Source organism: Nonomuraea salmonea (assembly GCF_042428605.1).
GTDB classification, from domain to species: Bacteria; Actinomycetota; Actinomycetes; order Streptosporangiales; family Streptosporangiaceae; genus Nonomuraea; species Nonomuraea salmonea.
The window spans coordinates 252,461-276,396 of sequence record NZ_JBHMCF010000040.1; the positions used below are offsets into that span (position 1 = coordinate 252,461).

General features: G+C 69.2%; 25 protein-coding genes, 1 tRNA gene and 1 riboswitch. Of the genes, 15 read left to right on the plus strand and 11 right to left on the minus strand.

What is annotated here, in order from left to right:
- Positions 1-38 precede the first annotated feature (38 nt).
- The 3 genes from ACFFR3_RS36210 to ACFFR3_RS36220 all read left to right on the plus strand — a co-directional run bounded on the left by ACFFR3_RS36210 (position 39) and on the right by ACFFR3_RS36220 (position 1,169).
- A complete protein-coding gene (locus ACFFR3_RS36210) occupies positions 39-212 on the plus strand; it encodes a hypothetical protein (RefSeq protein ID WP_345393484.1) in 174 nt (57 codons plus the stop codon).
- Positions 212-409 carry a DUF6412 domain-containing protein gene (locus ACFFR3_RS36215; RefSeq protein WP_345393481.1) on the plus strand — a complete coding sequence of 66 codons (198 nt, stop codon included), beginning with the start codon at positions 212-214 and terminating at the stop codon, positions 407-409. Before ACFFR3_RS36210 ends, ACFFR3_RS36215 begins: the two co-directional genes overlap by 1 nt.
- Before the next feature lie 118 nt (positions 410-527).
- Positions 528-1,169, plus strand: a complete 642-nt coding sequence (locus ACFFR3_RS36220; RefSeq protein ID WP_345393478.1) for a YidC/Oxa1 family membrane protein insertase — start codon at positions 528-530, stop codon at positions 1,167-1,169.
- Here ACFFR3_RS36220 and ACFFR3_RS36225 read toward each other — a convergent pair.
- Together ACFFR3_RS36225 and ACFFR3_RS36230 are read right to left on the minus strand one after the other, a co-directional pair.
- Positions 1,153-1,575, minus strand: a complete 423-nt coding sequence (locus tag ACFFR3_RS36225) for an ATP-binding protein (protein WP_364368492.1) — start codon at positions 1,573-1,575, stop codon at positions 1,153-1,155. The two genes, ACFFR3_RS36220 and ACFFR3_RS36225, sit on opposite strands and share 17 nt — an antisense overlap.
- Before the next feature lie 151 nt (positions 1,576-1,726).
- On the minus strand, positions 1,727-3,595 hold the full coding sequence (locus ACFFR3_RS36230) for a sensor histidine kinase (RefSeq protein WP_379484607.1): 1,869 nt from the start codon (positions 3,593-3,595) through the stop codon (positions 1,727-1,729).
- 95 nt (positions 3,596-3,690) lie between these two features.
- Here ACFFR3_RS36230 and ACFFR3_RS36235 point away from each other — a divergent pair, with 95 nt between their 5' ends.
- On the plus strand, positions 3,691-4,260 hold the full coding sequence (locus tag ACFFR3_RS36235) for a methylated-DNA--[protein]-cysteine S-methyltransferase (RefSeq protein ID WP_345393466.1): 570 nt from the start codon (positions 3,691-3,693) through the stop codon (positions 4,258-4,260).
- Here ACFFR3_RS36235 and ACFFR3_RS36240 read toward each other — a convergent pair.
- The 3 genes from ACFFR3_RS36240 to ACFFR3_RS36250 form a co-directional block, all read right to left on the minus strand.
- The gene (locus tag ACFFR3_RS36240; RefSeq protein WP_364368498.1) at positions 4,229-5,566 is read right to left on the minus strand and encodes a purine-cytosine permease family protein; all 1,338 of its coding nucleotides are present in this window, start codon (positions 5,564-5,566) and stop codon (positions 4,229-4,231) included. The genes ACFFR3_RS36235 and ACFFR3_RS36240 overlap by 32 nt on opposite strands.
- Positions 5,557-5,671: riboswitch (TPP riboswitch) on the minus strand. It overlaps the preceding gene by 10 nt.
- Positions 5,672-5,724: 53 nt before the next feature.
- Positions 5,725-6,048, minus strand: coding sequence for a rhodanese-like domain-containing protein (locus ACFFR3_RS36245; RefSeq protein ID WP_345393457.1), 324 nt, complete (start codon positions 6,046-6,048; stop codon positions 5,725-5,727).
- 45 nt (positions 6,049-6,093) lie between these two features.
- A complete protein-coding gene (locus ACFFR3_RS36250; RefSeq protein WP_364368502.1) occupies positions 6,094-6,972 on the minus strand; it encodes an Fpg/Nei family DNA glycosylase in 879 nt (292 codons plus the stop codon).
- 69 nt (positions 6,973-7,041) lie between these two features.
- Between ACFFR3_RS36250 and ACFFR3_RS36255 the strand changes: the two genes are divergently transcribed.
- Entirely contained in the window at positions 7,042-7,662 is a 621-nt protein-coding gene (locus ACFFR3_RS36255) for a GOLPH3/VPS74 family protein (protein ID WP_345393451.1), read from the plus strand.
- A 6-nt stretch (positions 7,663-7,668) separates the two neighbouring features.
- On the opposite strand, the gene ACFFR3_RS36260 is transcribed toward ACFFR3_RS36255, so the two are convergent.
- On the minus strand, positions 7,669-8,826 hold the full coding sequence (locus tag ACFFR3_RS36260; RefSeq protein WP_364368505.1) for an LCP family protein: 1,158 nt from the start codon (positions 8,824-8,826) through the stop codon (positions 7,669-7,671).
- Positions 8,827-9,219: 393 nt separating this feature from the next.
- Between ACFFR3_RS36260 and ACFFR3_RS36265 the strand changes: the two genes are divergently transcribed.
- Both ACFFR3_RS36265 and ACFFR3_RS36270 read left to right on the plus strand, forming a co-directional pair.
- Entirely contained in the window at positions 9,220-10,569 is a 1,350-nt protein-coding gene (locus ACFFR3_RS36265) for a hemolysin family protein (protein ID WP_345393445.1), read from the plus strand.
- On the plus strand, positions 10,566-11,585 hold the full coding sequence (locus ACFFR3_RS36270) for a hemolysin family protein (protein ID WP_364368509.1): 1,020 nt from the start codon (positions 10,566-10,568) through the stop codon (positions 11,583-11,585). The genes ACFFR3_RS36265 and ACFFR3_RS36270 overlap by 4 nt, the downstream gene beginning before the upstream one ends.
- A gap of 401 nt (positions 11,586-11,986) precedes the next feature.
- On the opposite strand, the gene ACFFR3_RS36275 is transcribed toward ACFFR3_RS36270, so the two are convergent.
- Positions 11,987-12,069 (minus strand) — tRNA-Leu (locus tag ACFFR3_RS36275).
- A 199-nt stretch (positions 12,070-12,268) separates the two neighbouring features.
- Between ACFFR3_RS36275 and ACFFR3_RS36280 the strand changes: the two genes are divergently transcribed.
- From ACFFR3_RS36280 to pknB, 7 genes are all read left to right on the plus strand, one after another.
- Positions 12,269-13,009: an FHA domain-containing protein gene (locus ACFFR3_RS36280; protein ID WP_345393439.1), complete on the plus strand. Its 741-nt coding sequence runs from the start codon at positions 12,269-12,271 to the stop codon at positions 13,007-13,009.
- A 17-nt stretch (positions 13,010-13,026) separates the two neighbouring features.
- Positions 13,027-13,497 carry an FHA domain-containing protein FhaB/FipA gene (locus tag ACFFR3_RS36285; protein ID WP_345393437.1) on the plus strand — a complete coding sequence of 157 codons (471 nt, stop codon included), beginning with the start codon at positions 13,027-13,029 and terminating at the stop codon, positions 13,495-13,497.
- Complete coding sequence (locus ACFFR3_RS36290; RefSeq protein WP_364368512.1) at positions 13,494-14,807, plus strand: Stp1/IreP family PP2C-type Ser/Thr phosphatase; 1,314 nt, start codon at positions 13,494-13,496, stop codon at positions 14,805-14,807. Before ACFFR3_RS36285 ends, ACFFR3_RS36290 begins: the two co-directional genes overlap by 4 nt.
- Positions 14,808-16,187, plus strand: coding sequence for an FtsW/RodA/SpoVE family cell cycle protein (locus tag ACFFR3_RS36295; RefSeq protein ID WP_364368515.1), 1,380 nt, complete (start codon positions 14,808-14,810; stop codon positions 16,185-16,187).
- On the plus strand, positions 16,184-17,644 hold the full coding sequence (locus ACFFR3_RS36300; RefSeq protein WP_364368518.1) for a peptidoglycan D,D-transpeptidase FtsI family protein: 1,461 nt from the start codon (positions 16,184-16,186) through the stop codon (positions 17,642-17,644). The genes ACFFR3_RS36295 and ACFFR3_RS36300 overlap by 4 nt, the downstream gene beginning before the upstream one ends.
- A 21-nt stretch (positions 17,645-17,665) precedes the next feature.
- Positions 17,666-19,036 (plus strand): serine/threonine-protein kinase, encoded by a 1,371-nt coding sequence (locus tag ACFFR3_RS36305; RefSeq protein WP_364368521.1) that lies wholly within the window; start codon positions 17,666-17,668, stop codon positions 19,034-19,036.
- A gap of 83 nt (positions 19,037-19,119) precedes the next feature.
- On the plus strand, positions 19,120-21,009 hold the full coding sequence (pknB, locus tag ACFFR3_RS36310; protein WP_364368524.1) for a Stk1 family PASTA domain-containing Ser/Thr kinase: 1,890 nt from the start codon (positions 19,120-19,122) through the stop codon (positions 21,007-21,009).
- 187 nt (positions 21,010-21,196) lie between these two features.
- Here the strand turns inward: pknB and ACFFR3_RS36315 are convergent, their stop codons facing one another.
- The 3 genes from ACFFR3_RS36315 to ACFFR3_RS36325 are packed head-to-tail and all read right to left on the minus strand — an operon-like array spanning position 21,197 to position 22,540.
- Positions 21,197-21,769, minus strand: a complete 573-nt coding sequence (locus ACFFR3_RS36315; RefSeq protein ID WP_379484608.1) for an anthranilate synthase component II — start codon at positions 21,767-21,769, stop codon at positions 21,197-21,199.
- A complete protein-coding gene (locus ACFFR3_RS36320) occupies positions 21,766-21,924 on the minus strand; it encodes a hypothetical protein (RefSeq protein ID WP_345393424.1) in 159 nt (52 codons plus the stop codon). The genes ACFFR3_RS36315 and ACFFR3_RS36320 overlap by 4 nt, the downstream gene beginning before the upstream one ends.
- A gap of 1 nt (position 21,925) precedes the next feature.
- Positions 21,926-22,540: a class E sortase gene (locus ACFFR3_RS36325; RefSeq protein WP_345393422.1), complete on the minus strand. Its 615-nt coding sequence runs from the start codon at positions 22,538-22,540 to the stop codon at positions 21,926-21,928.
- Positions 22,541-22,684: 144 nt separating this feature from the next.
- On the opposite strand from ACFFR3_RS36325, the gene ACFFR3_RS36330 reads away from it, so the two are divergent.
- Positions 22,685-22,930 (plus strand): cell division protein CrgA, encoded by a 246-nt coding sequence (locus ACFFR3_RS36330; protein WP_364368533.1) that lies wholly within the window; start codon positions 22,685-22,687, stop codon positions 22,928-22,930.
- Positions 22,931-22,965: 35 nt separating this feature from the next.
- Here the strand turns inward: ACFFR3_RS36330 and ACFFR3_RS36335 are convergent, their stop codons facing one another.
- Positions 22,966-23,850, minus strand: coding sequence for a rhomboid family intramembrane serine protease (locus ACFFR3_RS36335; protein ID WP_364368536.1), 885 nt, complete (start codon positions 23,848-23,850; stop codon positions 22,966-22,968).
- Positions 23,851-23,936: the final 86 nt, after the last annotated feature.

The window sequence follows — 23,936 nt, forward strand, 5'->3', positions numbered from 1 at the left end:
GGGTCGCGGATCATGCCCCGAGGACGTACGGTGGGCGCATGGGTAAAGTCGTGATGCTCGTTCTGGGGACCTTGCTGGGTCTCTTCGTGCTTTTCACCTTCATCCTGCCGATGCTGGTGGGTCTGATCAAGCTTGCCTTGATCATCGGTGTGATCGCCCTGGTCGTGTTCGTCGCGGTCACCGTCGTCGGTAAGACGTCCCGCTCCAGCTGATGCAGCTGCTGTTCGACCCGTGGCTGGTGGGGATCACCATGATGGCGATCCTGCTGCTGGCCACGTGGGCGGCCACGCTGCTGCCCGTCCTTCTCGGGGAGCCGGTGGGCTTCCCGCTGTCCTACGCGCGCCGCACGGCCTTCCAGCGGCTGCGCGACCCCGACGCGGCCGGGCGGCCGCGTCCCCGCGCCCCTTAGCGCGCCCCGCTTTTCCTGGACGCGGGGCTTCCTTACGAGCCCCCGTCGAAGCGGGGCTCCCTCGGCCATGACGAGCGAGCCCGTCGTCATCACGCCTCTCTAGCAGGGAACAGGGCTCATGATCGATTCTCTCGTCACGTTCGTCATTCACGTCTCCGGCGGCAGTGCCGCCCTCGGCATCGTGCTGTTCACCCTCGCCGTACGCCTTCTGCTGCTGCCGCTGAACGTCCGCCAGGCCCGTACGGCGAAGATCCGCGAACGGCTCGCCCCCAAGCTCCGCGCGCTGCGTGAGCGCCATGGCCGCAACCCTGAACGCCTGAGCAAGGAGCTGAGTGCTCTCTACGCCAAGGAGGGCACGTCACCGTTTGCCGGGATCATGCCGATGCTGGCCCAGTTGCCGTTCCTGTGGCTGATGTACCGGGTGGCCACGCATCCGACCGCGCTCGCGGGGCACACGTTGTTCGGGACGCCGCTGGGGGAGCAGGCGGCCGGCGTGGTCGCCCATTTCGGTCTGGTCAGCACCCCGGTTTTGGTCTTTGTATTGGTCATCGCCCTGGTCACAGCGGTGGCGTGGCTCTCGGCCCGGCAGATCAAGGTCGCCGAGGAGCAGCCGGAGGCCATGAAGCGGATCATGCGGCTGCTGCCGTACGGCTCGGCGCTGGCCGCGCTCGTGCTGCCGCTGGCCGCCGGCCTCTATCTGCTCGTCTCGACGGCGTGGGCCGTGAGCGAGCGCGCCGTGCTGGCTAGCCGGCCTCTCTGAGGGCCGCGACCTGCCCGTTCACACTTTTGCTTGGCGCGGGCAGAATCGCCCACACGGTCGTCGTGTCGCCGTCGTGCCGCACCCCCCAGCTCTCGGCGACATATTCCACGATGCCGAGCCCCCGGCCCCCGAGCGAGGACAGCGTCGGCCGGCCCGCACGGGGCTCGGTCGCGGCGCCCCCGTCGCTGACCGCCACCTCGATGTGATCGTCGCTGCGCAGCCACGCCACCCGCACCATGCCCGACGGCAGCGGATGAGCGTGCCGCAGCGCGTTGCTCAGAAGCTCGCTCACGACGAGCACGGCATCGTCGATGGCCGCGGTGAAGACCCCACTGTCCTGCAGATCAGTGCTCAGACGCTGGCGGGCGACGGCAACGCTGGACGGCGCGTACGGCAGCAGCACCACGCTTGACACACCCACCTCCCCGTTCCCTGTGCCCCCCGCGGGAACACTCCCCGGTACGACCGAAATGCCCCGTTACTCGATCCCAGAAACCGCATCTCGATCACAGCTTGTACACATTGGAAGATAGATCAGCGCAACCGTGACCACCTCGTTACCGCATCGGTGTGTCGGATCCGATAGTGGAAGAGCCCCTCAATACGAGCCGCATTCTGGTGCCTCCTCCTGGTCGCGAATGAGCGCTGACATCTCCTCCCTGTGCCCTGGCGAGACTGCGGACGATGTAGAGACCGAGCCCCACTCCACCAAACCGTCTCCGGTCGCCGCTGTCCACCTGGACGAAGCGTTCAAAAACCCGCTCACGGTCAGGCGGGGCGATTCCGACTCCCTCGTCGTCCACGACGACGACCACGTTGTCGTCCTCCGGCCAGGCCGCCACGCTGATCAGCCCGCCCTTGGGCGAGTACTTGAACGCGTTCTCCAGCAGCTGCCCGAGCAGGATGTCGGTGGCCAGCGCGTCGCCCAGCACGTACGGCAGCCCTTCGGGCACGTCCACCTCGACCCGGTGCCGGTCCGACAGCTCGGGCAGCCCCAGCGTGGCCGCCACGATGCGCTCCCCCAGGTCGAACTCCTCGATGCGCACCTTGAGCTCGTCGGCGCCGGCCCGCGCGCCGAGCAGCAGGTGGTCCATGAGCACGCCCAGCGACCTCGCGCGCTCGGCGATCGTGTGCACGGCCGAGCGGCGCGCGGGGTCGCTCATGTCGTCCCAGCGCGAGTCGAGCGTGCTGGCGAAGCCCCGCACGATGGTGATCGGCGTGCGCAGCTCGTGGCTGGTCGTGGCGAGGAACAGGTCCTTGGCCTCCTCCAGCTCCTTGGCGGCGGTCACGTCGCGGAAGTCGACGACCACCTCGCCGGTCTCCTCGATCTGCGCGCTCACCACGTCGAGCCAGCGCCCGTTGTCGAGCTGGAAGGTGCCCTTCTCGCCGGCCTTGGGCAGCGGGAATGGCGGCGGGCCGCCGATCACGGACTCGGCGGGCAGCGCGGTCAGCTCGGCGGCGGCCGGGTTCCAGCGCACCACGAGGCCGTCCTGGTCGAGCACGGCGATGCCGTCGGCGCTGGCGTCGAACACGGCCCGCTCGTGCGCCCGCTGCCGCACCGCCTCCTGGTAGGCGACCGCGTTGCCGACCGCGATGCCGGCGTGCCCGGCCAGCAGCTCCAGCAGCTCCAGCTCCAGGTGTCCTGGGTTGCGGCGGGCGAACAGGGCATAGAGAGCGCCGTACGGCCGCCCGCCCACCGCGGCGAGCCCCAGCGCGATCGTGTGCAGGCCCTTGAGCTTGGCCCACACCAGGTCGTCGAGCCCGTGGGACTCCAGCATCACGGTCTTGCCGGTGCGTAAGAGCTTGTCCACCAGGCTCGTCCGCAGGTCGGTGGTGGTGCCCCTGATCGCCTCCGGCAGCTCGTACGTGCTGACCAGCCGCAGCCGCTCGCCTTCGATGAGCACGAACCCGCCCGCGTCCGCCCCGGTCAGCTCGGTCAGGCTGGCCGAGATGCGGTCGAGCACGGCCGACAGCTCAAGGTCGGAGTTGATGTCCCCCACGACGTCGGTGAGGCGGGCGACCAGCCGGGCGCGGCGCGCCATGCGGTGCTCGGCCATCTCGTCGGCCCTGGCCGGGTGGTAGGCGCACACGTAACCGGCGACGGCGCTGCCGAGGCGCAGGGCGCTGATGTCCACCCGCAGGTCGAGCACCCGGCCGTCGGCGTGGAGGCGCTTGGTGCGCAGCGACACGGGCTCTCCCGTACGTACGCGCTCCAGCACCGCGTTGTGCTCGGCGCCCAGCTCGTCCGGCACGATCGGGGCCCGGCGGCCGAGCAGCTCGTCGGCGCTCCAGCCGAACATGCGCTCGGCGGCGGCGTTCCACACCAGCACGCTCTGGTCGCGGTCGAGCGCCACGATGGCGTTGGGCGAGCTGGCGAGCGCCGCACGAGCGATCTCATCGTCACTACCGGCCCATTCGTCCCCCACTACTCCATAGTGCACGTGGCGCGGTGGGTGCGTCGGGCGATCCGTCCGATACGCTGCGGTCACGGTGATTCCCGGCAGGTGGGAGGGTGAGGGGTATGTCGAGCAACGATCTCGATGCCCTGCTGCGGGTGACCTCCAGCACCTATCGGGGTGAGACACCACCCGACATCGCGTTCGGCACCTACGACGGCGCGGTGGGCAGGATGGTGCTGGCGGTGACCGGCAAAGGCATCGCGGCGTGCAGCTTCGAGGCGGAAAACGACGTGTTCGAGCTGATCACCCGGCACGTGGGGCGGTTCATCGGGCCCGACGCGCGGCGGCTCGACCCGGTGCGCAGAGAGCTCGACGCTTACTTCTCGGGGCGGCTGCGGACGTTCGCCACGCCGGTCGACCTGACGCTGGCGACGCCGTTCGCCCGTACGGTGCTGCAGAAGACCATGGCGGTCCCCTACGGCACGACCACGACGCTGGAGGAGATCGGCGAGAGCATCGGCAGGCCGCGCGCGCTGCGGGCGATCGGCAACGCGCTGGCCTCCAACCCAGTCTGCGTGATCGTGCCCTGCCACCGGGTCCTGCGCGAGGACGGCGGGCTCGGCGACTACGCCGGCGGCGCCGCCGCCAAGCAGCACCTGCTCAACGTCGAGCAGCGCGCGACCGCTGGATGAGCCCGATGAGCAGCGTCACCAGCGCCGCCACCAAGGCGCCGCCGAGCGCGCCGTTCATCCACGACTGACGCACGAAGCCGAGCGCCTCGCGCACGCCCGTCCAGAGCGCGTCCCACTGCGGGAAGGTCGGCGTCGAGGTGGTCAGCCAGTACGCGGCGAAGCCCAGCGCCCAGGGCACCAGCATCGACCAGCGCGACGGTGCGTCCTCGGCGGTGTTCCAGCCCTCGCCGCGGCGCAGCACGAAGTAGTCGACCGCGAGCACCGCGAACATCGGCACGAACACGGCGCCGATCACGCCGAGGAACACGCCGTAGGAGTTGACGTCCGCGAAGAGCGCGATCACGACCGTCACCACGCCGATGGCGGTCGAGAGGATCCGGCGGTCCACCCGCGGCATCAGGTTCTGCAGCGACATGGTGGTGGAGTAGACGTTGGCGAAGGACTGGTCGGTCTCGCGCAGCACCAGGATGCCGAAGAACAGCGCGCCCAGCGGCACCGCCACGAACGGCGTGAACACCGACGTCGCGTCGGCCAGCACGCCGTCGGCGCCCGCCAGGGCCACCGCGTAGACGCCGAGCCCCAGGCAGGCCACCTGGGCCAGCGTGTAGCCGCCGACCACGCCGGTGAACGCGGCGCGTCCCGACCGCGAGTGGCGGGCGAAGTCGGCCGCCATCGGCACCCACGACACCGACAGCGCGATCACGTAGTCGACGGCGGCGGGGAAGGCCGTCCAGCTCCCGCCCTCGGGTGAGGGGGCCTCGCGCAGGAAGAACACCGCGAACCAGACCATCGCCACGATGACGCCGACGGTGACGTAGCGGCGCAGCAGCCGGATCGAGCCGAGCGGCCAGACGGTCAGCGCCGCCGTCAGGACGCCCGCGACGAGCACCCACACCTGGTACGGCACCGACGGGAAGATCGCGCCGGCCCCCTTGGCGATCACCCACAGCTCGAAGGCGCCCCAGCCGATCATCTGGATGATGTTCAGCAAGGTCGGGACGTAGGAGATCCTGGCCCCGAACAGCCCGCGCAGCAGCACCATGGCCGGCTTGCCGGTGCGCGTGCCCGGGATGGCCGACAGGCCCACCATGGCGGTGCCGATCAGGCTGCCCACCACGGTGGCGACCAGCGCCGCCGCGAGGGTGAGCGGCGCATTGCCCAGCGGGTCGAGCAGCAGCAGCGCTCCGGAGAAGCCGAGGAGGCTGACCCCGAGGTTGGCCCAGAGCGCGCCCTGATCGAGCACGCCCAGGGTCTTGGGCGCCTCGCCTTCGAGGGTCAGCGGAACTTCTTCGACGCCGTGCGACATCGCACACTCCCTACGCCGGCATTACCCGGACAGGTTCAGGCGGTCGGCAGCGGATGCATTGCTGCCCTCTCAGCCCGGCGACCCCGAGCTCCCGCGACGATCTGTAGTTTGCGCCCTTATCTTGCCTTAGAGAGGGTCAAATCGCCATAGTGGGCGACTTACGCCACAAAAGGCTCCTGGCCCGTCTCGCTGACCATCGGCTTCTGCGCGGCCTCCCACGACTGCATGCCGCCGCCGACGTTGACCGCCTCGCGTCCGAGCTGGTTGAGCCACGCGGCGACCTGCAGCGACCGGCCGCCCACCCGGCAGACGACATAGACCGTGCGGTCGCCGGGGACCTCCTCCACCCGGCCCTGGATCTGCGTCATGGGGATGTGGACGGCCTGCGGCGCGTGGCCCGCCAGCCATTCGTCCTGCTCGCGGACGTCGAGCAGGTAAGCGTCTGCGGGCACGGCACTGGCCTCGATCTCAGGAACGGTCATGACTCCATCATGGCGTGCCCGAAGCCGTGCACCGGACGCCCGCACCTACTTGAGCAGCTTGGACAGGCGGCGGTCGGCCAGCGGCTTGCCGCCGGTCTGGCAGGTCGGGCAGTACTGCAGCGAGGAGTCGGCGAACGAGACCTCCCTGATCGTGTCGCCGCACACGTCGCACGGCTGCCCCGCACGGTTGTGCACCCGCAGCCCCGACTTCTTCTCCGCCTTGAGATCCTTGGCCGCGAGCCCGTGCGCGCGCTCGACCGCGTCGCGCAGCGTGGTCACGATGGCCTCGTGCAGGTCGGCGAGCTGCGCGTCGGTCAACGTCGCGGCGATCTTGAAGGGCGACATCTTGGCGGCGTGCAGCACCTCGTCGGAGTAGGCGTTGCCGATGCCGGCGATCACCTTCTGGTCGCGCAGCAGGCCCTTGATCTGGGTGCGCTTGCCGCCCACGATGCGCTTGAGCGCCTCGACGGTGAACGATTCGGCCATCGGGTCGGGGCCGAGGGCGGCGATGCCGGGCACCTCGTCCGGATTTTTCGTGACATAGACGGCGAGGCGCTTCTGCGTCCCCGCCTCCGTCAGCTCGAACCCGGGCGCCAGCCCCTCGTCGTCGGGCGCCAGCCGCACGCGTACGGCCAGCGGCCCCTTCCCCGGCCGCACCGGCTTGGCCCCCGACAGGTCGTCGCGCCAGCGCAGCCACCCGGCGCGGGCCAGGTGGATGATCAGATGCAGCCCGTCGCAGTCGAGGTCGAGGAACTTGCCGTGCCTGCTCACACCGGTGACGGTCAGCCCGCCGAGCGAGGTGACGGGTGGGTCGAACGTCTTGAGCGCCTGGATGGCCACCACGTCGATCCCCGCGATCGCGCGGCCCACGGCCCGCTCACGCAGGAAGTGGGTGAGCGACTCGACTTCGGGAAGTTCGGGCATGCCCCCAGAGTACGGCCCGCACGGAACTGTCCCCAGAACGGGAGCCATCGGGTCGTTAGGGTCAAGTGCATGACCGTGACGATCGCAGAAGAGCTCCTCCTCCTGGCACTCAGCGAGGACAAGGGCAAGCTCCTCATCAACGCGGCCACGCTCGACCTGGCGCTCTCCGGCGGCATCCTGGCCGAGCTGGCGTTGGCCGGCCGCGTCACCAAGGACGGCAAGAAGCTGGCCGTCGCCACGCCCGACCCGGTCGGCGACCGGGAGCTGGACGCCGCGCTGGAACGCATCGCGAACGACAAGGCGCGCACCCCGGAGTGGTGGGTGCGCAAGCTGCAGACGGACGACCTGCGCGACCGCCTGCTCACCCGCCTGGCCAACACCGGCGTGCTGGCCAGAGAGCGCACCAAGGCGCTCGGCATCTTCACGGTCACCCGCTGGCCCGAGCTGGACTCCGCCGTCGAGGCCGACATCAGGGAGCGGATGACGGCCGTGCTCGCAGGCGCCACCCCCGACCCCCGCACGACCGCCCTGATCGCGCTGGCCAAGGCGGCCGGGCTCGACCGCAAGGCGTTCCCCGACGCCGGCAAGGCCCGCGTCAAGGAGCTCGCCAAGGGCGACTGGGTGGCGGACGCGGTGGCCCGCGCCATCGCCGACATGAACGCCGCCGTCGTGGTCACCACCGTGACGTGAGGCCCGTCAGCCGGCGTCCACGACGTCCTTGGGCACCGGCTTGTCCTCCTTCAGCGCGTTGAACAGCGCGAGCGCCTTCGTCCTGTCCCACTTCACCGCGTCACCGCTGGCCACGCGCTCGGTGCCGCCGAACGGCACCACCGTCGTCACCGGGCTGTCGCCCATGGCGAGCCCCAGCGACAGCATGTTGAACGCCCCGGTGCTCGAGTCGACCTCGACCGCGTCGGTGGCGCTCGCGGCCAGCGGGATCGCGGTGAACGGGTTGAGCAGCACCCCGGGGCTCGCCGCCTTCTTCACGACCGCGCTGAGGAACTGCCGCTGCCGCTTGGTCCGCTCGAAGTCGGGCAGCGCGCCGCCCTTGCGGGTGCGTACGTAGCCGAGCGCCTGTGAGCCGGTGAGCACCTGGGTGCCCTTCTTCAGCTTGAGCCCTGCCTTGGGGTCGTTGACGGCGGCCCGTACGTTGATCTCGACCCCGCCCACGGCGTCCACGATGTCCACGAACCCGGCGAAGCCGATCTCCATGTAGTGGTCGATGTGCACGCCGGTGGCGTTCTCGACCGTGCGGACGAGCAGCTTGGGCCCGCCGAAGGCGTAGGCGGAGTTGAGCTTGTCGCGCCCCCTGCCCGGGATGGTGATCGCGGAGTCGCGCGGCAGGCTGACCAGCGTGGGCGCGTCGCTCCCCTCGGGGATGTGCAGCAGCATCATCGAGTCCGTACGCTGCCCCGCGGCCCGCCCGGTGGCGAGCTTCTTCCGCTGAGCGGCGGTCAGACCCTTGCGGCTGTCTGAGCCGACGAGCAGCCAGTTGGTGCCAGGCGTGTCGGCGGGCCGCCCCTCGTACTCGTCGAGCACCCCTTCGATGCCCGTCAGCCGCGAGTTGACCCAGAAGAACAACCCCACCCCGGCGACGAGCAGCAGCACCAGGAACCCGGCGGTGATCGACAGGATCGCCTTGCCGGAGATCTTCTTACGCGGCCCCTTGGGCGGCCCCTTGGGAGGCCGCGGCTCGGCGGGACCACCGGACCGCGAGCGAAGCGGCCTGACCGGGCTCTCGCCGGCCCGCTCGCGCCCGTAGACCCTGGAGGACCCCCTGCGCGGCGGAGCCTCCGCAGGGCCCTCTGGGGCGGCGGTGGGAAGCTTCTGGGTGGGCGCCCCCGCCGCAGGCACGGGGCCCTGCCCTCCTGGCGGCGTTGGCCCTCCGGGCGGGATCCGGTGCGCGGGCGCTCCTCCAGAGCGCAGGCCGTCACCGGGCCGCGGTGGCAGCGGGCGGCCGTCGCCTGGCGAGCGGTAAGCCCGCGTCCGGTCGTCCTCAGACACTTCGCCTTCTTCCCCTCGGTTTGTCATAAACGCTACGTCCAACCCTCGCCAGTGAAGACGCTCCGCCAAGGATTTCCTACGGAAAAGTACGCGGAACCAGCGGAGAGTCACTGCGGAAACATAGATGCCACCAGCATCGTTACGGTTATGGACGACCACTATCGAAAGGAAGATCGTGTCCGATCCGGACCCGTGGAGTCTTCGCCCGTGCTCGGGCACGGGTTCCTCTGAGGGCTCACTACGGTGAGCGCCTATCTCGGGCTGCTGGCCCTCCTGCTCCTGACCGCGGCGACCGGCTACTTCGTCGCCCAGGAATTCGCCTTCGTCGCCGCCGACCGCAGCCTCCTGCGTGAGCAGGCCGCCGCCGGCGACACCTCCGCCGAAAAGGCACTCCAGGTCACCTCCCGCCTGTCCTTCATGCTCTCGGGCGCGCAGCTCGGCATCACGGTGACGGCCCTGCTGGTGGGCTTCCTGGCCGAGCCGGCGATCGCCGCCCTCGTACGCCCCTGGCTGACCGACCTGGGCCTGCCCGACGCCATGATCACCGGGGTCTCCGTGGCCGCCGGCGTGTTCGTGGCCACCGTCGTGCAGATGGTCTTCGGCGAGCTGGCCCCCAAGAACCTCGGCATCGCGAGGCCCGAGCAGGTGGCCAAGTTCCTGGCCCGCTCGACGCTGGCGTACCTCGTGATCGTCGGCCCGGTGGTCAAGCTCTTCGACTCGGCCGCCACCGGCCTGCTCAGGCGGGTCGGCATCGAGCCCGTGGAGGAGGTGGAGCACGGCGCGACGCCTGAAGAGCTGTCCCGCATCATCGCGGAGTCGACCCAGGCGGGCGAGCTGCCCGCCCGGCTCTCCGACCTCCTGGAGCGGGCTCTGGAGTTCGGCGACCGCACGGCCGAGGAGATCATGGTCCCCCGCCCCCGGGTGGTGGTGCTCCGCTCCTCGCAACCCATCTCCGACCTGCTGGCCGTCATGCAGGACTGCGGCCACTCCCGCTACCCGGTGGTGACGGAGGAGGGCGACGTGGCCGGCGTGACGGGCGTACGCGAGCTGCTGACGACGGGCGTGGAGATCGGCACCATAGCCGCCATCACCCGCCCGGCACTCCTGGTGCCGGACTCGGTGCCCCTGCCGGCGGTCCTCGACCGCATGCGCGCGGCCAGGGACGACATCGCCTGCGTCATAGACGAGTACGGCGGCCTGGCAGGAGTGATAACCATCGAGGACCTGGCAGAGGAACTGGTGGGCGAACTGGTGGACGAGAACGACCCGGAGCCCCAAGGAGCAGTCGAACGCCCGGGAGGAGTCTGGGAGGTTCCCGGCCACCTACGCCTTGACGAGGTGGAACGAGCAACGGGTCTGGCGCTCCCGGAGAGCGACGACTACGACACACTGGCCGGCCTGGTCCTCGCAAGGCTCGGCAGAATGCCGAACCAGGGCGACAAGGTCACCGTCCCCATGACCCAGGACACCGACCCCTTCGCGGACGACCAGGAAGAAGCCCTGGCAGAGCTGACGGTCATGTCCCTCCACCGCAGGGTCCCGGAGTGGGTCCGCCTGACCCCGTCCAAACACGCGGAGGCGACGACCAGATGAGCATGATCGCCCTGAGCCTGGCGCTCCTCGCCTTCAACGCGTTGTTCGTGGCAGCAGAGTTCGCCTTCGTCTCGTCCAGACGCCACCGCCTGGAGGAGATAGGCGCGACAGGCAACCGCCTGGTCAGAATGGCCGCCCGCTCAGCAGCAGGCGGCAGCAGAAAACTCTCCCTGATGCTCGCCGGCGCCCAGTTGGGCATCACCCTCTGCACGCTGGGCCTGGGCCAGGTGACGGAGCCGGCGATAGAACACTATTTGGAACCAGTCTTCGCAGCAGTGGGCATCCCGGAGGCGATGCGCCTCCCGATAGCCCTGACCTTCGCCCTGGCCCTGGTGACGTTCCTGCACATGGTCGTAGGGGAGATGGCCCCGAAGAGCTGGGCACTGACCCACCCGGAACGAGCGGCCCTGATCCTCACCCTCCCGTTCAGAGCCTTCACGACGGTCATGCGCCCGCTGCTGGCAACGTTGAACGCCCTGACGAACGCCATCCTCCACCTCTTCGGCGTCCAGCCGAGAGACGAGCTGGCAACGACGAGAACCCCCCGTCAGCTGGCCATGCTGGTAGGCGAATCAGGCCGCATGGGCCTCCTGGACAGAGAGGAACACGACCTCCTGACCAGAGCCCTACGCCTGGGCGACGAGGGCATAGAACCCCTGATGGTCCCCCTGGACAGGGCGGTAAAGGTCACAAAGGACGCCACAGCAGCAGAGATCAAGAAGACAGCAGCGGGAAGCGCCCACCTCAGGCTCCTGGTGGAAGGCCCGAACGGCGTAGAAGGCGCGCTACACGTGAGAGACGCCCTACTGAAACCAGCAAGCAAAGCAAGCGACCTGCTACGCAAGCTCCCAGAGCTACCCTGCACGACCCAGGTCCCCGAAGCCGTCACCGCCCTACAGGAACAACGATCCCATTTGGCCTTGGTTACGAACCAAGACCAAAAAATCATCGGAATGGTGAGCCTCACCGACCTGGTAGGCGAACTTCTGGACACCAGAACAGCAAGTGTGACGTAGAACACAAAGGGCCCGGGAGGGGATGAAAGTACCCTGCAACCACCGGGCCCTACCCTCAACCCGAAAAGAAACCCCAGATCCCCTTGCGCAAACAGCACCCCTTAGACAGGGTGAGCAAACACAGACCCACCGAGGGAAAGAAGCACCAGGGACAGCCGACCTTGGGACCGAAGCACTCGAGGGAAAGCCTGAGCACAAAGGACCACCAGAAAGTCCTGGGGTCTGGGGCGAGAGCCCCAGGAGCGCCAGCGACAGGACTGGGGGTCTGGGGGCGACAGCCCCCAGGAGCGCCAGCGAAAGACGCTGGGGGTCCTGGGGTTACCCCCGGGCAGACATGACGAGGGGGACCCGAGGGAGCAAACCTGAAAGGCTTGCGACCAAGGATCCCCCAGTCACACGAGTGGGCGAGGAGGGATTTGAACCCTCACGTCCTTGCGGACACACGGACCTGAACCGTGCGCGTCTGCCGTTCCGCCACCCGCCCTTGTGGGTGCGGAAAGAACATTAGCACGGAACAGCCACTGGTACTGAACCCGGATACGATCGCATAAGACACGGGAGCGGAGGAGCTGGGCGCGGCTGCCGACGAGCGCCTGTGACACCGTCACGTGGAACGAGCGGAGACCGGGCGCCGATGCGTCTACGGAGCCGCGATCATATGCACGGAGGAAGGGAGGTACCCGGTGGGAGTCCTTCAGCGCTTCGAGCGAAGGCTCGAAGGCCTGGTTGAGGGAGCCTTTGCGCGGGCGTTCAAATCTGACCTTCAGCCGGTCGAGGTCGCCAGCGCGGTTCAGCGGGAGATGGATGAGCGTGCGGCGATCGTCGCTCAAGGTCGCACGCTCGTGCCCAACGACTTCGTGGTCGAGCTGTCCACGACCGACGCCGAACGGCTCGAGGTCTACGCCGACAGCATCAGCCACGAGCTGGCCAACCTCGCCAGGGAGTACGCCAAGGAACAGGGCTACTCCTTTGTGGGACCGGTCCGGGTTCGCTTCGAGACCGCCGGCGATCTGGCTGTGGGCTTGTTCCGCATCCGTTCGGGGGTCATCCGCGGCGCGACGGTGGAGCAGGACGAGATTCGCCAGCCGGCGAGCGACCTGCCTCCGTCGAGACCTCACGCTTTCGGCGGGCGGCCGCGGCTGCTCGTCAGCACTCAGGACGATCCGCAGGGCGACCGCTCCTACGAGCTCACCACTCCGGTGACCTTGCTAGGCAGGGGCACCGACTGCGATCTTCGTCTCGTCGACCCCGGAGTTTCGCGACATCACGCGGAGCTGCGTGTCGAGGGCCAGAATGTGGTTCTCGTCGATCTGGGTTCGACGAACGGCACTTTTGTCAATGGCCAGCCGGTGCGCAGGATCGAGCTCCAGAACGGCACGCGAGTGACCCTGGGGCGTACGACTCTGGTGTTCCGGCGCGATTAGGGGTAGACAGACGGTCCATGTCCGAGCTCACGCTGCTGCTGATCCGGCTCGCCTTCCTGGCGGTGCTGTGGTTCTTCGTCATTGCCGCAGTCGGCGTGATCCGGACTGACTTGTTCGGTTCACGCACCGCGCCGGCGGGTGGCCGTAAGGCCATGAAGCCCGCCAAACCCGTGGCCAAGCCCAAGAGCAAGAAGGGCGAGCCACGCCAGCTCATCGTCACGGGTGGGCCTCTCCAGGGCACCACCATCAACCTCACGGAGCAGCCCATCACCATTGGCCGGGCCAATGACGCCACGCTGGTGGTCACCGACGACTACGCTTCCAGCCGGCACGCCCGGCTCTTTCCTCAGGACGGTCAATGGATCGTGGAAGATCTTGGGTCCACCAACGGCACGTACCTCGACCGTTCAAAAGTCACCCGCCCGACCCCGGTGCCGCTCGGTGTTCCGATCCGCGTCGGCAAGACAGTCATTGAATTGCGCAAATGACCATCGCACTCCGCTACGCCGCCCGCTCGGACGTCGGCCTCCTCCGCGAAGGAAACGAGGACTCGGCGTACGCTAGCGGCCGCCTGCTCGCCGTCGCCGACGGCATGGGCGGGCATGCACACGGCGAGGTGGCGAGTTCTGTCGCCATCGCCGCCATGGCCTCTCTGGAAGAGGCCCAACAGGGGGGTGACCTGCTCAACGCCATCGAGGCAGCGGTACGCGACGCCAACCGCAAGCTGCACGAAATGGTGGGGCGGGATCCCAGCCTCAAAGGCATGGGCACGACGCTCACCGCCATGCTCTGGAACGGCACCCAGGTCGCCCTGGTGCACGTGGGCGACTCGCGCGCCTATCTCCTGAGACGTGGTGAGCTCTACCAGATCACCCACGACCACACGCTGGTGCAACAGCTGGTGGACGACGGGCGCATCACGCCGGAAGAGGCGGCCACCCACCCACAGCGGTCGATCCTGCTGCGCGCGCTCGACGGCAGCGGCGAGGTCGATCCCGATCTCACGCTGCGCGAGGCGCAGGTGGGCGACCGCTACCTGCTGTGTTCCGACGGCCTGTCGGGCGTGGTCAGCGCGGAGACGCTGCATGCCACGCTCACCAACATCGACGATCCTGAAGAGGTCGTCCGCCAGCTCATCGATCTGGCGAACCGGGGTGGCGGGCCCGACAACATCACGTGCGTGCTGGCCGACGTGCTGGAGATCTCCGACGGGCAGCAGCCGCCCGCGGAGGCCGCCATCGTCGGCGCGGCGGGCATGGCCGTGCTCGACGGGAGCCCGCAGGACGTCCCGCCGGGGCGAGCAGGCGCGGTGACCGCACCCCAGCCGGTGCTCTCCGACGACGATTTCGCTGAGCCGGTCGCCGGGACCTCGTCCCGGCGTTCGAGGAAGCGTCGCCGGATGTGGCCCGTGCTGGTCACCGTGCTCGGTGTCGGAGCCGTCGGCGTCTTCGTCGGCGGCTACTTCGGTTACCAGTGGACTCAGGACCAGTTCTTCGTCGGTGCAAGGGGCGGCGAGGTGGTCGTGTTCCAGGGGGTCAAGAAAGAGGTGGGTCCCTTCCAGCTCTTCCATGTCTCCAAGCCCACTGGCCGCCAGCTGTCCCAGCTGTCGGAGGCCGATCAGGCGCTGGTCAGGAGCGGCATCCCCGTCCCGAACGTGGCCGAGGGCATGACGAAGATCAACAGCCTGTCGTTCGACGAGCAGGACAAGGCCGCGGAAGAGAAGGAACCCGAGACGGAGGCGAGCGCCTCTCCCAGCGCCACCGCCTCCGCCACCAAGTCCAAGACGAGACAGCAGTAGATGAGCGAAGTCGACATCACCCCCGTCCCGATGCCGGCCAAGCGGCGCGTGGCGCAGCTGGTCATGCTCGCGCTCGCGGTGGTGATCGTCATGGCCGCCTACGCCAACGTGGGTCTGGCCATGGACGGGCAGATCCCGGCCGGGATGCTGACCTACGGGCTCAGCCTGGGCGGCCTGATGCTGGCCGCCTATCTGGTGCTCGCGAAGTTCGCCCCCTGGGCTGACCCGCTGATCCTGCCGCTGGTCACCGTGGTCAACGGCATCGGCCTGGTGATGATCTACCGGCTGGAGAACGCCCCGATGGACGGCGCCTCCGCGACCAGCCAGATCATCATGACCGGCGTCGGGGTCGTGCTGTTCGCCGTGACGCTGGTGGTGCTGCGCGACCATCGCACGCTGCAGCGGCTGACGTACACGGCGGGGCTGATCGGCGTGGTCCTGCTGATCTCGCCGCTGACCCCCGGGCTGGGCCAGGAGCGCAACGGCGCCCGCATCTGGATCGGGTTCGGCGCGGCCACCATCCAGCCGGCCGAGTTCGCGAAGATCGCGCTGGTCATCTTCTTCGCCGGCTACCTGGTCGCCAAGCGTGACGTGCTGGCGCTGGCCGGGCGGCGGCTGCTCTTCATCGACCTGCCGCGGGCCCGTGACCTCGGCCCGGTGCTGATCACGTGGGCCGTCGCCATCGGCGTGCTGGTGCTGCAGAAGGACCTGGGCTCGTCGCTGCTGCTGTTCGGCGGGTTCGTGGTGATGCTCTACATCGCCACGCAGCGTACGTCGTGGGTGCTGATCGGCATCCTGCTGTTCGTCGGCGGCGCGTTCATCGCCGGCCAGATCTTCTCCCACGTCGGCGACCGCTTCGACGTGTGGCTCGACCCGGGCTCCCAGGAGTACTACGACCGGCCCTTCGGCGGCAGCTACCAGATCATGCAGGGCCTGTTCGGGCTGGGCGCGGGCCGCATCCTCGGCACGGGGCTCGGCCAGGGCCACCCCGAGCTGATCCCGCTGGCCTTCTCCGACTTCATCTTCAACGCCACCGGCGAGGAGCTCGGCCTGACCGGGCTGATGGCGATCCTGATGATCTACGCGCTGATCGTCGAGCGCGGCCTGCGCACCGCGCTCGCGGCCCGCGACCCCTACTCGAAGCTGCTCGCGGGCGGCCTGTCGTTCATCCTCGCCTGGCAGGTGTTCATCATCGTGGGAGGCGTGACCAACCTCATCCCGCTGACCGGCCTGGTCACGCCGTTCATGTCGCAGGGCGGCTCGGCGCTGCTGGCTAACTGGATTCTTATCGCTCTCCTGGTACGAACGTCAGATGCCGCCAGACGCCCCCCACCCCAGGCGATCCAGAACGAGGGACTGACGCAGGTGTTCCAGCGATGAACGGCACCTTGAAGCGAGTGGCGGTGGCCGCGCTGGCCATGTTCGCGCTCCTGATGATCAACGTGAACTGGCTCCAGGCCGTCAAGGCCGAGGAGTACCAATCCGACGCGCGCAACACCCGCAACTTCTTCGACCGGTACGCGATCGAGCGCGGCCGCATCACGGCGGGCGGCAAGGTGATCGCGCAGTCCGTGGACACCGGCGACAACAGGTTCCGCTTCATCCGGAAATATCCGGACGCGAAGCTCTACGCGCACGTCACGGGCTTCTTCTCCCCCGAGAGCGCCGACGCCATCGAGTCGACCCACAACAAGCTCCTCGACGGCTCCAGCGCCGACCTGCTGCTGCGGCGCAGCATCGACCTGTTCACCGGCGAGCCGACCAAGGGCGCCAACGTCGAGCTGACGATCGACCCCAAGGCCCAGAAGGCGGCCTACGACGCCCTGCGGCAGAGCGGCAAGCGCGGCGCCTTGGTGGCGCTCGACCCGAAGACCGGCGGCATCCTCGCCATGGTCTCGCTGCCCACGTACGACCCCACCGAGCTGTCGGGCACCGACAAGGCCAAGGTGTTCAAGCGCTACGACGAGCTGGCCAAGGACAAGAGCCAGCCGCTGCTCAACAGGACCATCGCCCAGACCTACCCGCCCGGCTCGACGTTCAAGGTCGTGACGGCGGCGGCCTACCTTGAGGACGACGACTCGCGCGGCCCCGAGACCACGGTCGAGGCGCCACAGCGGCTGCCGCTGCCCAACACGAACATCAGCCTGCCCAACTACGGCGGCGCGGCGTGCGGCAGCGGCCAGGTCACGCTGGTCTACGCGCTGGAAAGATCCTGCAACACGCCGTTCGGCTCGATGGGCATGGAGCTGGGCTACGACAAGATGAAGGAGCAGACCGAGAAGTTCGGCATGGGGCAGCAGGTCGCCGTGCCGATGCCGGTCGCCCAGAGCGACTTCGGGCCCAAGGAGGACCAGGCGGCCGTGGCGATGGCCTCGATCGGGCAGCGCAGCAACCGGATGACGCCGCTGCAGATGGCCATGATCGCGGCGGGCATCGCCAATGACGGCACGGTGATGAAGCCGTACCTCGTCAACAAGGTCACCGACTCCAAGGGCGACACCATCGACGAGGCCGACCCCGAAGAGCTCAGCACGGCGGTCAGCTCCGGGACGGCGGCCAAGCTGCGCGACATGATGGTGAGCGTCGTCTCCAACGGCACCGCCAACCTGGCGCAGGTGCCGGGCGTCCAAGTAGCGGGCAAGACGGGCACCGCGGAGACCTCCGACGGGCAGCCGCCGCACGCGTGGTTCATCAGCTTCGCGCCGGCGGAGAACCCGAAGGTGGCGCTCGCGGTCATCGTCGAGTCGGGCGCCGCCAACGTCGGGGCGGAGGCGACCGGCGGTCACACCGCCGCGCCCATCGCCAAGGCCGTGCTGGAGGCGGTGCTGAACAAGTGAGCGACGGTAACCTGCTGGGTCATGCGGCTCCGTAACCGCTACCTCCTGGTCTCCCGCATCGCCACGGGCGGTATGGGAGAGGTCTGGCGTGCCCGCGACGAGCTGCTCGGGCGCGAGGTGGCGGTGAAGATCCTGCGCAGCCACATCTACGCCGACCCCACGTTCCGCGAGCGGTTCAGGAACGAGGCGCGGCTCACCGCGGCGCTGGCCGACCCCGGCGTCGCGCAGATCTTCGACTACGGCGAGCAGAGCGACCTCGCCTACCTCGTCATGGAGCTGGTGCACGGCGAGCCGCTGTCGGCCATCCTGGCGCGCAACGGCGCGCTAGGGCCCGAGGTGACCCTCGACGTGGTGCACCAGACCGCCAAGGCGCTGCACGCGGCCCACTCCGCCGGGATCATCCACCGCGACGTCAAGCCGGGCAACCTGCTGGTCACCCCCGAGGGGTCGATCAAGGTGACCGACTTCGGCATCGCGCGTGCCCTGGAGGCGGCGCCGGTGACGCAGACCGGCACGGTGCTGGGCACCGCCCAGTACGTCAGTCCCGAGCAGGCGCAGGGTTTCCCGCTGACGCCCTCGACGGACCTCTACTCGCTGGGCGTGGTGGCGTACGAGTGCCTGGCGGGGCGCACGCCGTTCCGTGCCGACAGCCAGGTGGCGATCGCGCTGCTGCACCTCAACGAGCAGCCGCCGCCGCTCGGCGCCGACGTGCCGGCCGCGGTGCGCGAGCTGGTCATGGGGCTGCTGGCCAAGGAGCCCGCGCAGCGGCCCGGGTCGGCGATCGAGGTGGCCGATCGGGCGTACGTGCTGCGCGAGTCGCTGGCGGGGGCGGTGCACGGCGCCGCCGAGCTCAGCATGCTGACCGACCCGGGGGGCTTCCGCGTCCGCGAGCCGGCCCCCGAGGACGAGCTGGCCACCGACAACCTCGACCCGGCCACGCTCCAGGAGGGCCCGCGGAAGAAGCGGCGCAGGGGCGCGCGGACGCTCGCGCTGGTGGCCGCGGCGGGCTGCGTGGCGGCGGTGGGGCTGACGGCCATCACGTTCGCCGATCCGCAGCGGCCGCAGGCGACTCCCGAGGTGGCCGAACCGACACAATCGCCTACCGTGAAGGCCACGCCGACCCGGCAGAAGCCCCGCCCGTCGAAGACGAAGAGCACGCGGCGACCGCCGGTTGTTACGGTGAGGACACCGAGGCCGATACCCTCACGGTCGGCTACGGTAAGCACGTCGGCTACTCCCACCAAGAAGCCGACGCCGACGAAACCGCCCCCGACCACCACCCGGACGCCAACCCCCACCCCGACCCCAACGCCCACCACGACACCGACGACACCGACACCCACCGCCACGCCGGATCCGGGTGAGACAAACCCGCCCAAAGAGGAGACGTGATGCGCCATGGGGTCGATGATGGACACCGGCGGCCCCGCGAGCCGGCCGGTACCCAAGATGAACGGTAAGGGACAGTGCAGGAAATGACTCAGCCTCGGCTACTCGGAGGTCGCTACGAGCTCGACGGTGTCGTCGGGCGCGGCGGCATGGCCGAGGTGTATCGCGCCCGAGACATCCGGCTGGACCGCATAGTCGCGATCAAGACCCTCCGGTCCGACCTGGCGCGAGACCACACCTTCCAGGCCCGGTTCCGCCGTGAGGCGCAGTCGGCGGCCTCACTGAACCACCCGGCCGTGGTCGCGGTCTACGACACCGGCGAAGACGTCACCGACGGCACCCCCGTGCCGTACATCGTGATGGAATACGTCGACGGGCGGACGCTGCGCGACCTGCTGCGCCAGGACAGGCGGCTGCTGCCCGAGCGCGCGGTCGAGCTGGTCGACGGCATCCTGCGGGCGCTCGACTACAGCCACCGCGGCGGCATCGTCCACCGCGACATCAAGCCGGCCAACGTGATGATCACCCGCGCCGGCGACGTCAAGGTGATGGACTTCGGCATCGCCCGCGCGATGGCCGACTCCGCGGCCACCATGACGCAGACCGCGCAGGTGATAGGCACCGCCCAATACCTGTCGCCCGAGCAGGCCCGCGGCGAGCGGGTCGACGCGCGCAGCGACATCTACTCCACCGGCTGCGTGCTGTACGAGCTGCTGACCGGCCAGCCGCCGTTCACCGGCGACTCCCCCGTCGCGATCGCCTACCAGCACGTGCGCGAGGAGCCCATCCCGCCGTCGCAGATCGACCGCGAGATCCCGGCGTGGGCCGACGCCATCGTGCTCAAGGCCATGGCGAAGGACCCGGCCCAGCGCTACCAGAGCGCGGGCGAGATGCGGGCCGACATCCAGCGGGCCATGTCCGGCATGCCGACCGACGCCCAGACGATGGCGATGACCGGCACCATGGGCCAGGGCACCCGCATGATGACCGCCACGCACGCGGCCGGCGGCCCGGCCACGCAGCGCACCAACGCGATCCCCGACTACGACTACGACGAGGGCGGCGGCCGGGGCGGCCGGCGGAGGGCGTCGGGTGGCGGCGGCAACAACGCCGTCAAGACCGCCCTGTGGATCGTCATCCCGCTGCTCATCATCGGCGCGTTCATCACGGTGGGCTACGTCGTCTTCAGCGGAAAGGACACCCCTGCCGAGACGTCGGTGAAGATCCCGTCGCTGGTGTCGCAGGAGCGCTCCTACGCGGAAGCGGAGCTGAAAAAGCTCGGGCTGGTGCCGGAGCTCGTGCAGAAGGCCAGCTCCGACGTGGAGAAGGGCGCGGTCATCGAGACCGATCCGCCCGCCGACACCACGGTCGAGAAGGGCTCGACGGTCAAGCTGATCGTGTCCAAGGGGCCCGAGAAGATCAAGGTGCCCGACGGCCTGGTCGGCATGAGCTCCGAGGACGCCCAGAAGGTCCTCGAAGAGGTGGGCCTGCGCGGCGTGATCAAGACCCGCAACTCCAGCAAGGCGCAGGGCACTGTCATCGCCACCGACCCCAAGCCCGGGGCCGAGCTGGAGAAGGGCGGCTCCGTCACCCTCTTCGTGCCGAAGGAGCAGCGCGAGGTGCCCAGCGTCATCGGGCTCACCCAGCAGGACGCCACGGCTCAGCTGAAGGGCGCGGGCTTCAAGGTCAAGGTCTCCCAGCAGCCGGCGCAGGAGCCCGAGGGCACCGTCGTGCAGCAGAACCCGGGCGAGGGCACCAAGCTGCTGCCGGGCACCACGATCACGATCACGGTGTCCACCGGTCCCCAGGACACCGCGCCGCCGCCGACGGACGACCAGCCGACGGACGACTTCCCGACGGACGACCAGCCGACCGACGACTTCCCGACGGACGAGGAGGAGCCGCCGACGGACAACCCGATCGGCGACGAGGGCCTCGGTGGCGGTCTGCACGGTGACGGCTGGCGCAACCGCTGAGACACGCTGAAAGCCGCCTCTCCTGCGCGGAGGGGCGGCTTTCGCGCTGCCGGGCTGCTGAGGTCCGTGAGAGGCCGCGCGCATGAGAAGGCCCCGCGGCGAGCGGGGCCGGACATGAGAACGCCCCCGCCGCTCGGGGGCAACGGCGGGGACGCTCACTGGTACGTCGCTCTACGCGAGACGTTTGTTACACCATTTTTTGCAGCCAATTCCCCAGCAACCGATGACCGTGCTCGGACAGCACCGATTCCGGGTGGAACTGGATGCCCTCGATGGGCAGCTCGCGGTGCCGCAGCCCCATGACGACCCCGTCGGCGGTGCGGGCCGTCACGTCGAGCACGGCGGGCACGGTCTCGGGCAGCACGGCCAGCGAGTGGTAGCGGGTCATGCGCACGGGCGACGGCAGGCTCTCGAACACGCCCCTGCCGTCGTGGCTGATGTCGCTGGTCCTGCCGTGGAACAGCTCGGGAGCGCGCGTCACGGTGGCGCCGAAGGCGACCGCGATGGCCTGGTGGCCGAGGCAGACGCCGAGCAGCGGCCGGCCGGTCTCCGCCGCGTGGCGGACCAGCGGGACGCTCACACCGGCCGCCTCGGGCGTGCCGGGGCCCGGGCTGACGACCACGCCGTCGAAGCCGTCGGCGTCGTGCACCCGGACGTCGTCGCGGGGCCGGACGTCGCACTCGGCGCCCAGCTCGCGCAGGTATTGCACGATGGTGTGCACGAAGCTGTCGTGGTTGTCCACGACCAGCACACGGCTCATTTCCTCACCGTCACCTCATCGAGTGTCACCGCCGGCTCCATCAGCGGGAACACGACGTACCAGAGTAGGGCCACCGCGGCGAGCACCAGCACGGCGGCCGTCAGCAGCCGGGCGGGCGGGCGGCCGGGCAGCTTGCGCCAGAGCCAGGCGTACATGTCACTCCTCGCGCGGTTCGCTGTGCTTCAGGACGCCGTAGACGATGAGCCGTTCGGCGGCGGAGTACTCGGGGTGGCAGGTGGACAGCGTGATGAAGGCGCGGATGGGCCGGATGTCGGGCTTGCCGGGCACCGGGGCCAGCACCTCGACCTCGTCGGGCCGCACGACGTCCTGGGAGGTGACGCGGTAGGTGTGGCGGGCCTCGCGGGTCTCCACGATGATCTCGTCGTCGCGTTCGAGCTCGTCGATCTCGTTGAACGGGGCCGCGTACGTGGTGCGGTGGCCCGAGAGCACGAAGTTGCCCACCTCGCCCGGCATGGCGCTGTCGGGGTAGTGGCCTGGGCCCTTCTTGAGCTGGTCGGCGCCGACGCCCTCGACGATCGCGTACCGGTAGTCGCGGCCCAGCCGCGGGATGCGCAGCAGCGCGAACGCCTGCCCGGCCTTCGGCTCCGGCGGGGCCGTGCGGCTCTTCTCGGCCGCCAGCTCGCGCTGGAGCAGCAGCTGCTGCCGCTGCGTGTACGCGCCGGTGCCCCAGAGCAGGTAGGCGCAGAACAGCATGAGGATCAGGCCCGCGGTGATGCTGGTCTCCCCGAGGGCCCGGAACACGGCCCGCATGCGATCAGGGTATTCGGCGACGATGCGGGGCCCGGGGATCGCCATGCGACGCGCGTGGCGACTATCCTGGGCCTCACTTCAATTACCCTTACCGAAGAGCCTGCGGATGATCCGGAAGCCCAGGCCCTCAGCAGGAGTTACCCAGTGCCCAAGTCGAAGGCTCGCAAGAAGGCGGTCTACACCCCGCCGCAGAGGTCACAGCAGGTCAAGGTCAGCCCCCGCTGGCTGGCTCCCACGATGGTCGCCGCGTGGATCATCGGAATCCTGTGGATCGCCGTCTACTACGTCGCTCCGCAGGCTCCCTTCTTCAGCGACCTCCAGAACTGGAACCTGCTGATCGGGTTTGTTTTCATCATCTTCGGTGTGGTTCTTTCCACCCGCTGGCGTTAGTTCTTTCCACAGTCTTTTCCACAGCCTGGGGAAGCTCAGCCGACCATGCTTGCTATCGCTGGGACGCGTACCAGCACGAGCGCCACGAGGAGCACCAGCGCTCCAGCGATCGCCAGCCACTGCACCAGCGTCCTGTTGGCCTTCGGCGCGTAGGCCAGCGCCAGGGCCAGGAGCGTGCCGGTGACGAGGCCGCCGACGTGACCGGTCCAGCTGATGCGCAGGCCTGAGAACGCCGGCAGCACGAACGTGATGGCCAGGTTGAGCGCGATGATCACGGCGATGCCGCGTACGTCGAGGTTGAGCCGGCGGCCGACCACGAAGACCGCGCCGAACATGCCGAACACCGCGCCCGACGCGCCCAGCGTGAAGGTGTTGAGCGGGTCGACCCAGAAGCCGAGCACCGAGCCGCCCAGGGCGCTGAGCAGGAAGAGGGCGATGAAGCGGGCGTGGCCGAAGGCGCGCTCCAGGTAGGGGCCGATGACCCAGATCGCCCAGCCGTTGAACAGGATGTGGATGAAGTCCTGGTGCAGGAACGCCGCGGTGATCAGGCGGTAGTACTCGCCGAGCACGGCGACGCCGGGGGGCCACATCGCCAGCGCGGCGGTGACGACGTCGCCCACGAGCAGCTGGGCGCCGAAGACCAGGACGATGAGCCCCAGGATGGCGTAGGTGACGATCGGGGTGCGCACCAGGCCGCCGCCGAACGTGGACTTGGCCTGGCGGATGGCCTTGTTGCCCTCGGCGACGCACTCGGGGCACTGGAAGCCGACCGCGGCGTCGCGCATGCAGTCGGGGCAGATGGGGCGCTCACAACGCTGACAGCGCACCCACGTCTCCCTGTCGGGGTGCCGGTAGCACGTGGGCACGGCCTCAGCGGGCTGCTCGGGCTGTGGGGGCTGGCTCGGCGGCTGGCTGGTCATGACCGAAGCCTAAGGCTTGCGGGGGTATGCCGCGTGAGCCCGCGAACCTGCCGTCCTGCGGGGGCGACGCGCCCGTCGCGGATCGG